General features: G+C 69.9%; 8 protein-coding genes. 4 read left to right on the forward strand and 4 right to left on the reverse strand.

What is annotated here, in order from left to right; translation table 11 throughout:
• Positions 1-398 (forward strand): VC0807 family protein (locus tag VIU94_RS16275; RefSeq protein ID WP_331912076.1); only part of this gene is annotated, 398 nt, incomplete at its 5' end.
• A 42-nt stretch (positions 399-440) separates the two neighbouring features.
• On the opposite strand, the gene VIU94_RS16280 is transcribed toward VIU94_RS16275, so the two are convergent.
• Genes VIU94_RS16280 through VIU94_RS16295 form a run of 4 tightly spaced genes read right to left on the reverse strand, consistent with a single transcriptional unit; the run spans position 441 to position 4,221 of the window.
• The gene (locus VIU94_RS16280; RefSeq protein WP_331912078.1) at positions 441-1,211 is read right to left on the reverse strand and encodes a succinate dehydrogenase/fumarate reductase iron-sulfur subunit; all 771 of its coding nucleotides are present in this window, start codon (positions 1,209-1,211) and stop codon (positions 441-443) included.
• Positions 1,208-3,103: a fumarate reductase/succinate dehydrogenase flavoprotein subunit gene (locus tag VIU94_RS16285; RefSeq protein ID WP_331912080.1), complete on the reverse strand. Its 1,896-nt coding sequence runs from the start codon at positions 3,101-3,103 to the stop codon at positions 1,208-1,210. Before VIU94_RS16285 ends, VIU94_RS16280 begins: the two co-directional genes overlap by 4 nt.
• A 1-nt stretch (position 3,104) precedes the next feature.
• Positions 3,105-3,938, reverse strand: coding sequence for a succinate dehydrogenase subunit SdhC (gene sdhC / locus VIU94_RS16290; RefSeq protein ID WP_331912082.1), 834 nt, complete (start codon positions 3,936-3,938; stop codon positions 3,105-3,107).
• A 55-nt stretch (positions 3,939-3,993) separates the two neighbouring features.
• Complete coding sequence (locus tag VIU94_RS16295; RefSeq protein ID WP_331912084.1) at positions 3,994-4,221, reverse strand: Rv0250c family protein; 228 nt, start codon at positions 4,219-4,221, stop codon at positions 3,994-3,996.
• 249 nt (positions 4,222-4,470) lie between these two features.
• On the opposite strand from VIU94_RS16295, the gene VIU94_RS16300 reads away from it, so the two are divergent.
• The 3 genes from VIU94_RS16300 to VIU94_RS16310 form a co-directional block, all read left to right on the forward strand.
• A complete protein-coding gene (locus tag VIU94_RS16300) occupies positions 4,471-6,903 on the forward strand; it encodes an ABC transporter family substrate-binding protein (protein WP_331912086.1) in 2,433 nt (810 codons plus the stop codon).
• Between the two features lie 346 nt (positions 6,904-7,249).
• Positions 7,250-9,151 carry a translational GTPase TypA gene (typA, locus tag VIU94_RS16305; protein ID WP_331912088.1) on the forward strand — a complete coding sequence of 634 codons (1,902 nt, stop codon included), beginning with the start codon at positions 7,250-7,252 and terminating at the stop codon, positions 9,149-9,151.
• A 441-nt stretch (positions 9,152-9,592) separates the two neighbouring features.
• Positions 9,593-10,366: peptide ABC transporter substrate-binding protein (locus tag VIU94_RS16310; RefSeq protein WP_331912090.1), on the forward strand; the 774-nt coding region annotated here is incomplete at its 3' end.

Genomic DNA, 10,366 nt, shown 5'->3' on the forward strand with positions numbered 1-10,366 from the left:
TCAAGGACTCCGCCGTCACCGGGCTGTTCGGGCTGTCGTGCCTGGCCACGCTGCTGGCGCCGCGCCCGCTGATGTTCTACTTCGGCCGCAAGTTCGCCACCGACGGCACCGCGGCCAGTACCGCCTGGTGGAACGGCATGTGGCAGTTCGAGGGCTTCCGCACCACCATGCGGACCATGACGGCGGTCTGGGGCGTGGCGTACTGCGTGGAGGCCGTGGTCCGGATCGCGCTGGCCTACGCGCTCAGCACCGACACCATGGTGGTCCTCAGCCCGATCCTGATCTACGGCGTGCTCGGCGCCCTCGCGCTGTGGACCGCCCTGTACGCCAAGTCGGCGCAGCGCAAGGGCGAGGCGCGCGCCGCGGCGGCGGCCGCCGCGGCCGCCGCCCCGAGCTGACAGGCCGGACCGCGGCAGTCCGGCGGCGCGCGGGAGCGGTCGTCACTTCCCCCGGCGCCGGATCTTGCTGCCCAGCCACACCAGCGGGTCGTACTTGCTGTCCACGGCCCGTTCCTTGAGCGGGATCAGGGCATTGTCGGTGATCTTGATCTGCTCCGGACACACCTCCGTGCAGCACTTGGTGATGTTGCAGTAGCCCAGTCCGTGCTCCTCCTGGGCCGTCCGTCGGCGGTCCAGGCCGGTCTCCTCCGCCGCGTCCAGGGGATGCATGTCCAGTTCCGCCACCCGCATCAGGAAGCGCGGTCCGGCGAACGCGGGCTTGTTCTCCTCGTGGTCGCGCACCACATGGCAGGTGTCCTGGCACAGGAAGCACTCGATGCACTTGCGGAACTCCTGCGAGCGCTCCACGTCCTCCTGTGCCATCCGGTACTCCCCGGGCCCCAGCCCGGCCGGCGGCACGAAGGACGGGATCTCCCGGGCCTTCGCGTAGTTGAAGGACACGTCCGTCACCAGGTCCCGGACCACCGGGAAGGCCCGCAACGGTGTGATCGTGACGGTCTCGTCGCGGGCGAACACCGACATCCGGGTCATGCACAGCAGCCGAGGCCGCCCGTTGATCTCCGCGGAGCACGAACCGCACTTGCCCGCCTTGCAGTTCCAGCGCACCGCGAGATCCGGCGTCTGGGTGGCCTGCAGCCGGTGCACGATGTCGAGGACCACCTCGCCGTCGTGCACCGCGACGGTGAAGTCCTTCAGCTCCCCGCCCTCGGCGTCGCCCCGCCACACCCGGAAGTGCGCGTCATAGGTGGTCACGACAGCTCCTCCTCGGCGAGGTACTTGACCAGCTCGTCCTTCTCGAACAGCGCGAGCAGGTCCGGGCGGACGGGCTCGGTGGTCACCCGCTCCAGGCGCACCCCGTCCCCGTCCTTCGACGCGTGGCACAGCAGGTTCACCGCGCGCCACTCCCGGTCCATCGCGGGATGGTCCTCCCGGGTGTGCCCGCCCCGGCTCTCCGTCCGCTCAAGGGCCGCCCGGGCCACGCACTCGCTGACCAGCAGCATGTTCCGCAGGTCCAGGGCCAGGTGCCAGCCGGGGTTGAACTGCCGGTGGCCCTCGACCCCGATCCGCCGCGCCCGCTGCCGCAGCCCGGCAAGGCGTGACAGCGCCTCGGCCATCTCGCCCTCCCGCCGGATGATGCCGACCAGGTCGTTCATCGTCTGCTGGAGCTCCTGGTGCAGCGCGTACGGGTTCTCGATCGGGCCCTCCTCGGACGTCTCCGGCCCGAACGGCGCCAGCGCCTCCGCCGCCGCCGCGTCGACCTCGGCCGCCGTCGCCTCGGGCCGTGCGTCGGACGCCGCCGCGTGCTCCGCCGCGTGCAGGCCAGCCCGCCGCCCGAAGACCAGCAGGTCCGACAGGGAGTTGCCGCCCAGCCGGTTCGAGCCGTGCATCCCGCCGGCGACCTCGCCGGCCGCGTACAGCCCCGGCACGCCGACCGCGGCGGCCGTGTCCGACTCGACGGCGATGCCGCCCATCACGTAGTGGCAGGTCGGCCCGACCTCCATCGCCTCGGCCGTGATGTCCACGTCCGCCAGCTCCTTGAACTGGTGGTACATGGAGGGCAGTCGGCGCCGGATCACCTCGGCCGGCATCCGGGTCGAGACGTCGAGGAACACCCCGCCGTGCGGGGAGCCCCGCCCCTCCTTCACCTCGGCGTTGATGGCCCGCGCCACCTCGTCACGGGGCAGCAGCTCGGGCGGCCGCCGGTTGTTGTCCGGGTCCTCGTACCAGCGGTCGCCCTCCTCCTCCGACTCCGCGTACTTCTCCTTGAAGACGTCCGGGATGTAGTCGAACATGAACCGCTTGCCGTCCGAGTTCCGCAGCACCCCGCCGTCGCCGCGCACCGACTCGGTGACGAGGATCCCCTTCACCGACGGCGGCCAGACCATGCCGGTCGGGTGGAACTGCACGAACTCCATGTTCAGCAGCGGGGCCCCGGCCAGCAGCGCGAGGGCGTGCCCGTCGCCGGTGTACTCCCACGAGTTCGAGGTCACCTTGAAGGACTTGCCGATCCCGCCGGTGGCCAGCACCACGGCAGGGGCCTCCAGGACGAAGAACCGCCCGGTCTCCCGCTCGTAGCAGAACGTCCCGGCGACCCGCCCGGCGTCGTCCTTCAAGATGCGAGTGACCGTGCACTCCTGGAAGATCTTCAGCCCCGACTCGTGGTCGCCGGTCTCCGCGAAGTCCTTCTGCTGCAGCGCGACGATCCGCTGCTGAAGGGTGCGGATCAGTTCGAGGCCGGTCCGGTCGCCGACGTGCGCGAGCCGGGGGTACTCGTGCCCGCCGAAGTTGCGCTGGGAGATCCGCCCGTCCGGGGTGCGGTCGAACAGCGCGCCCCAGGTCTCCAGCTCCCAGACCCGGTCCGGCGCCTCCTTCGCGTGCAGCTCGGCCATCCGCCACTGGTTGAGGAACTTGCCGCCGCGCATCGTGTCGCGGAAGTGGACCTGCCAGGTGTCGTGGGCGTTGACGTTGGCCATGGAGGCGGCGATTCCGCCCTCCGCCATCACCGTGTGCGCCTTGCCGAACAGGGACTTGCAGATCACGGCGGTACGGGCGCCTCGCTCGCGCGCCTCTATCGCGGCGCGCAGCCCGGCGCCCCCCGCGCCCACCACCACGACGTCCCATTGCTGTCGGTCGACTTGGGCCATGTCAGAAGATCCTCGGGTCGTCGAAGGCGCCGGTGGCGAGCAGGTACACGTAGAGATCGGCGAGCCCGACGCTGAGCAGCGAGGCCCAGGCGAGCTGCATGTGACGTGCGTTCAGCTTCCCGACCAGACTCCAGAACCGGTACCGCACGGGATGCTTCGAGAAGTGCCGCAGCCGGCCGCCGACGATGTGCCGGCAGGAGTGGCAGGAGAGCGTGTACGCCCAGATCAGCACGATGTTGACGAGGAAGACAACGGTGCCGAGGCCGGCGTGGCCCCACTCGTACTCCTCATCGCGGAAGGCGAGCACGGTGTCGTACGTGAGGATCCCGGCGACCGGCAGCGCGGCGTAGAAGAAGTACCGGTGCAGGTTCTGCAGGATCAGCGGGAAGCGGGTCTCGCCGGAGTAGCCGCCGTGCGGCTCGGCGACCGCACAGGCCGGGGGAGAGGCCCAGAAGCCCCGGTAGTAGGCCTTGCGGTAGTAGTAGCAGGTCAGCCGGAATCCGAGCGGGAAGATCAGGATCAGCAGCGCGGGCGACAGGCCCCACCAACTGCCGAAGATCTCCCAGTTGGGGCCGCCCTTCATGGGCACGCAGTTCTCCGCCAGACAGGGCGAGTAGAACGGCGATACGTAGGGCGCCGCGTAGTAGTCGGCGTTGGCGAAGGCCCGCCAGGTCGAGTACACGACGAAGGCGAGCAGTCCGGCGGCGGTGGCGGCGGGCGCCAGCCACCAGCGGTCGGTACGGAGGTGCCGGGCGGCGATGGCGGCGCGTGAGGCGTCGTGGACACCGCGGCCCGGCGCGAGGTGGGGTGGTGGTGGTTCGGTGCCTGTTGCCAACGGGGTCTCCTAGGGGTGGGCCTGCGTTGGGGGGCTTACCGTGCCGCCGGGGCCGTCAGGGCGCGTGCCGGTCCCGGGCGCCCAGACCTTCGTCGTCGCTGTCCGTCCACAGCGCGCCGTCGTACGGCGTGTCCGGGATGGTGACCATGCCGGACGAGTCCGCCGGCGCGGACCGGGCGCTCTCCGGCGACTTGCCGGCGGCCCTCTGCTCCAGTTCCTGAACCTTGCGATTGAGTTCGTCCAGGCTGCGCCGTACGGCGTTCAGCTCGTCCTGCAGGGACATGGGTAGCCCTCACTTCCGCGGTCGCGGGCGGCCAACACGCGCCTGGCAGTGTCGCGCGTCACATCACCGGTTGGGAAGTCGTGTGCGGGGATTCCACTCGACGGGTGGCGGCCGTTGCGCCGCACGGGTGGGGTTCGCGGGCCGTCCCGCCGTGTCGCTGTCACCGGGCGCGTTCCGTCCTCTTCAGTGTATGGGCATTAGGTGTGATCATCTCCAAATTCCACCAAACAGGACGAAGAGGTACAAGCCATGTCCCAGGTCGGCGCCGCTCTTCGTGGGAGGCCGGGCTCCCGCAGCCCCCGCTTCCGCACCCTCCGCTCCGTCGCGCTGGTCTCCGGCGGCGTGCTCGCGGTCTCCCTGCTCACCGGATGCAGTTCCGGCACGAGCGACGGCGGGGTCCCGCTCGCCGCCCCGGACCTCGTGCCGGCCGTCCGCGACAAGGTCGCCGACGGCGGCACCGTGCGCTGGGCCGTGGACGCGATGCCCACCACCCTCAACGCCTTCCAGGCCGACGCCGACGGTGCGACCTCACGGGTCGCCGGCGCCGTCCTGCCCTCGCTCTACACGCTCGACGGGCGCGGCCGGCCGGCGCTCAACCCGGACTATCTGGAGTCCGCGCAGATCGTCGAGCGCGAGCCCAAGCAGGTGGTGCTCTACAAGCTCAACCAGCAGGCGGTCTGGAGCGACGGCCGGGAGATCGGGGCGCCGGACTTCGTGGCCCAGTGGCGGGCGCTGAACGGCCGGGACACCGCGTACTGGACCGCCCGTAACGCCGGGTACGAGCGCATCGAGAAGATCGAGAAGGGCGCGAGCGACCTGGAGGTGCGGGTCACCTTCGGCAAGCCGTACGCCGACTGGCAGTCCCTGTTCAGCCCGCTCTACCCGAAGGACGTGATGGGCTCCCCGGCCGCCTTCAACGAGGGCGCGCGCGGCGCCCTCAAGGCGACCGCAGGACCGTTCCGCCTCAAGGCGCTCGACCGGAAGACGGGCGCGATCACCCTGGACCGCAACCCTCACTGGTGGGGGCAGCCGGCGAAGCTGGACGCGCTGGTCCTCGCCGCGGTCCCGCGCGACCAGCGGGCCGCGGCGCTCACCAAGGGCAGCGTGGACCTGGCCGAGATCGACCGCCCCGTGGCGGACCGCATCACCCTCGCGGTACGGGAGGAGGGGGCGGCCGGCCCGCCGACGGCCCACGGCCCCGGAGCGGCCATGACCCCCTCCGCGGCCCTGAAGTCCTGGGCGCTGGCGTACGGCTCCGACGAGGAGCAGGCCGAGCTGGTCCGGGCCGCGCGGCAGAAGAACCAGGAGGCCATCGCCGTGTACGCGGCCGAGCAGGACGCGCTGCGGCGGTACCGGGTCCGCAAGTCCCTGGAGCCCGCCTACACCCAGCTCTCCCTGAACGGGGAGTCCGGGCCGCTCGCCGACGAGCGGGTGCGCCGGGCCGTGGCCCGCGCCCTGGACCGCCGGGAACTGGCCGAGATCGTGCTGTCCCCGCTGGGCCTGCCCGCGAAGCCGCCCGGCAGCCACCTCGCCCTGGCCGGGCAGGCCGCGTACGCCGACAGCAGCAACGCGCTCGGCGAGCAGAACGCCCAGGAGGCCCGGGCGCTGCTCGCGGACGCCGGCTGGGTGCCCGGCGGCGCGAACAAGAAGCCGGGCGGGACGAAGGCGGGCGCCGGGTCGGAGCGGCAGGACGCGTCCGAGAAGAAGGCAGCCGAGAAGAAGGCCGGCGAGAAGAAGGAGTCCGAGAAGAAGGCCTCGGAGAAGAACACCGGCGGCGACGCAGCCTCCGACGAGGGCCTGTACATCGTCGGCGACGACAAGCCCGGCGAGATCCCGCCCGGCACGGTGCTCCCCGGCGGCCGCGTCCCGGCCGAGGGCGCCGCCCCCCGGCCCCCGGCCGCCGGCCAGGACGGCAAGGCCGAGCCGCACGGGACCGAGAGCGGCACGCATGTGCTCGCGCCCGCGCCCGGAGCCGCGACCCAGGGCGTGGCCGTACTGGAGCAGGCCGCGGCCCTCGGCTCGGCGAGTTCCCTCACCGGCGACCAGGACGCCGTGGCCGGGGCCTACGCCCCGCGCGGCACCGCGGCTCCCGCCCCGGCGGGCGGCGCCGCCGAGGGCGGGCCGCTCGGCAAGGACGGCAAGCCGCTCACGCTCCGCTTCGTCCTGCCCTCCGGGCCCGGCTCGGAGTCGCTGCGCCAGGTCGGGGACAAGATCGTCCAGATGCTCGACGCGGTCGGCATCCGCACCGAGATCACCAAGGTCGCGGACGACAGCTTCTTCAAGGACCACGTGGCCGCCGGCGACTACGACCTGGCCCTCTACTCCTGGCCCGCCTCCGCCTTCCCGGCCACCGACGCCAGACCGATCTTCGCCAAGCCGGAGCCCGCGTCGGACGGCTCGCTGCTCGTCGAGCAGAACTACTCCAGGGTCGGCACCGATCGAATCGATCAACTGTTCGATCAGGCGGTCTCCGAGCTGGACGAGGAGGAGGCCCGCGCGCTGGTCAAGCAGGCCGACGCCCGGATCTGGGCCGCCGCCGGCTCCATCCCGCTCTACCAGCGCCCCCAGCTGGTCGCCGCGCGTCACGAGCTGGTGAACGCGGGCGCCTTCGGCTTCGCCGCCCCGCGGTACCAGGACATCGGGTGGAAGAAGACCGAATCCTCCAAGGGTGCGAGGAACTAGCTGGTCACCACGGAAGAATCGGTCTTGCGCAAGCTCAGAATCGGCTCAAGTCCCTTGCCCGCCGGCTCGCCCGGCGGGCAGGATCGCCGGTACCCCTTGACCCGGGTGTACCACCACCCCACAGCGACATAGCGCACACATCCCGGCCTGCCCCAGGCCGGGACATGGCTTGTTCTCCCCTTCTCTTCTCCCGCTTCGGCCGCTCTTCACTCCGGCCCGGGAAGCCCTTGCGGCGGCGGCCCCGTACCATGGGAGAAGCCGTGGCGCGTCCCCGCCCGGCGGGCGTACGAGGACCGAGACTCTCTCCGACGCCTGACCCACGATCCGAGAGAAGCGCAAGCCACTCATGCCCACGCGCCACGACATCCGTAACGTCGCCATCGTCGCCCACGTCGACCACGGCAAGACGACCATCGTCGACGCCATGCTCAAGCAGGCCGGCGCCTTCGCCGCCCACCAGCACCTCGACGACCGCATGATGGACTCGAACGACCTGGAGCGTGAGAAGGGCATCACGATCCTCGCCAAGAACACGGCGGTGAAGTATCACCCCAAGGACGGCGGGGCCCCGATCACGATCAACATCATCGACACCCCCGGCCACGCCGACTTCGGCGGTGAGGTCGAGCGCGGTCTGTCGATGGTCGACGCGGTCGTCCTGCTCGTCGACGCCTCCGAGGGCCCGCTGCCGCAGACCCGCTTCGTGCTCCGCAAGGCGCTGCAGGCCCGGATGCCCGTCATCCTCTGCATCAACAAGACGGACCGCCCGGACTCCCGGATCGACGAGGTCGTCAACGAGACCTACGACCTCTTCCTCGACCTGGACGCGGACGAGGACCAGATCGAGTTCCCGATCGTCTACGCCTGCGGCCGTGACGGCATCGCCTCGCTGACCAAGCCGGAGGACGGCACCGTCCCGGCCGACAGCGACAGCCTGGAGCCGTTCTTCTCCACCATCCTGGAGCACGTCCCGGCTCCGGCGTACGACGAGGACGCGCCGCTTCAGGCCCACGTCACCAACCTCGACGCCGACAACTTCCTCGGCCGTATCGCGCTGCTCCGTGTCGAGCAGGGCGAGCTGCGCAAGGGCCAGACGGTCGCGTGGATCAAGCGGGACGGTTCGATCTCGAACGTCCGCATCACCGAGCTGATGATGACCGAGGCGCTTACCCGCAAGCCGGCCGAGGTCGCCGGCCCCGGTGACATCTGCGCCGTCGCCGGTATCCCCGACATCATGATCGGCGAGACCCTGGCCGACCCGGAGAACCCGATCGCGCTGCCGCTGATCACGGTCGACCAGCCGGCCATCTCCATGACCATCGGCACCAACACCTCGCCGCTCGTCGGCCGCGGTGGCACGGGCAAGGGCGCGGAGGCGAAGTCCGCGGTCAAGGACCGCAAGGTCACCGCCCGCCAGGTCAAGGACCGTCTGGACCGCGAGCTCGTCGGCAACGTCTCGCTCCGCGTCCTCGACACCGAGCGTCCCGACGCCTGGGAGGTCCAGGGCCGTGGTGAGCTCGCGCTCGCCATCCTGGTCGAGCAGATGCGCCGCGAGGGCTTCGAGCTGACCATCGGCAAGCCGCAGGTCGTCACCAAGGAGGTCGACGGCAAGATCCACGAGCCCGTCGAGCGTCTGACGGTCGACGTGCCCGAGGAGCACATGGGTGCGGTCACGCAGCTCATGGGCATCCGCAAGGGCCGCATGGACAACATGTCGAACCACGGCTCCGGCTGGGTCCGCATGGAGTTCGTCGTTCCGTCCCGTGGCCTCATCGGCTTCCGTACGGAGTTCCTGACCAACACCCGCGGCACGGGCATCGCCCACTCGATCCACGAGGGCCACGAGCCGTGGTTCGGCACGCTGACGACCCGTAACAACGGTTCGCTGGTCGCCGACCGCGCGGGCGCGGTCACCGCCTTCGCGATGACCAACCTCCAGGAGCGCGGCGTCCTGTTCACCGACCCCGGCACCGAGGTGTACGAGGGCATGATCGTCGGCGAGAACTCGCGCTCGGACGACATGGACGTGAACATCACCAAGGAGAAGAAGCTCACCAACATGCGCTCCTCCTCGGCCGACTCCTTCGAGGCGATCGTGCCGCCGCGCAAGCTCTCCCTGGAGCAGTCCCTGGAGTTCTGCCGCGACGACGAGTGCGTCGAGGTCACCCCGGAGGCCGTGCGCATCCGCAAGGTCGTCCTGGACCAGAAGGAGCGCGGCCGCACCGCCTCCCGCGCGAAGAACGGCTGACCTGGCCGTACTCGCCAAGGTGACGTGCGTCACAGCTGACTGACTTCGCGTCAGACGTAGGGCCCGGGCCCCCGCAGACACTGTGGGGGCCCGGGCCTTTCGTCAAATCGATTACCCCTGCACGGTGTCCGGATATCGGTCGTCGCTCTCCGGAACGTGTGTTAACGGTCCGTTTCGGGGGTGTCTGTCTGTGCTCGCTTTGTCCAGATTTCAGTCTCATGGCCCATCCTGATGTTGCCAAAACGAGACCACTTAAGTGTGGTTTACAGCCCTGACGTACTTAATAGTTGGCTCCATTGAGCTCGGGTCAATGGGTCACGCACTGTGGGGAGTGCCGACTCACGAGCACACTCGGGGTACAAGGGATTTCGCCGTCAGGGGTGTCGGCGAGCCTGCAAGTACCCCTCATGTAGCGACAAGTGGACTCATGAGGAGGAACCCATGCGCGGTGCCAAGAGCGCCAAGTGGGTAGTGGGCGCGATTGTCGTCGCCCTGGCAGCGACCGCCTGTGGCGGGGGCAGCGGCAGTGGCAGCGACGCCAAGGGCGAAGTTGACCCGAACGGCATCTTCTCCATGGAGGTGGGCGAGCCGGAGAAGCTCCTCCACACCGGAGACACCATGGAGTCCAACGGCTCCATCGTCATGTCCGGCCTGTTCTCGACCCTGGTCGACTACAAGGACGACGGCTCCCTGGAGATGATCAACGCCGAGTCGGTGGAGACCACCGACTCGAAGACGTGGACCGTCAAGCTCAAGAAGGGCTGGAACTTCCACGACGGCACCCCGGTGACCGCCAAGTCCTACGTGGACGCGTGGAACTGGAACGCCAACATCGGCAACGCCATGGGCCTCGCGTCCTGGTTCGCCGACATCAAGGGCTACGACAAGGTCCACCCCGACGCGGAGGGCGCCAAGGCGACCGCCGACAAGCTCGATGGTCTGACCGTCGTCGACGACAGCACCTTCAAGATCGAGCTCACCAAGGCCACGCCGGCCTTCGGTCACAAGCTCGCCTACATCGTCTTCGCGCCGCTGCCGGCGTCCTTCTACAAGGACACCAAGGCCGCGGGCGAGAAGCCGGTCGGCAACGGTCCCTACAAGTTCGACAGCTGGGACCACAAGAAGCAGATCAAGATCGTCCGCAACGACGACTACAAGGGCCCGAACAAGGCGAAGAACGGTGGTGTGATCTTCAAGAACTACACCACCCTCGAG

Source organism: Streptomyces sp. (assembly GCF_036566765.1).
GTDB lineage: Bacteria > Actinomycetota > Actinomycetes > Streptomycetales > Streptomycetaceae > Streptomyces.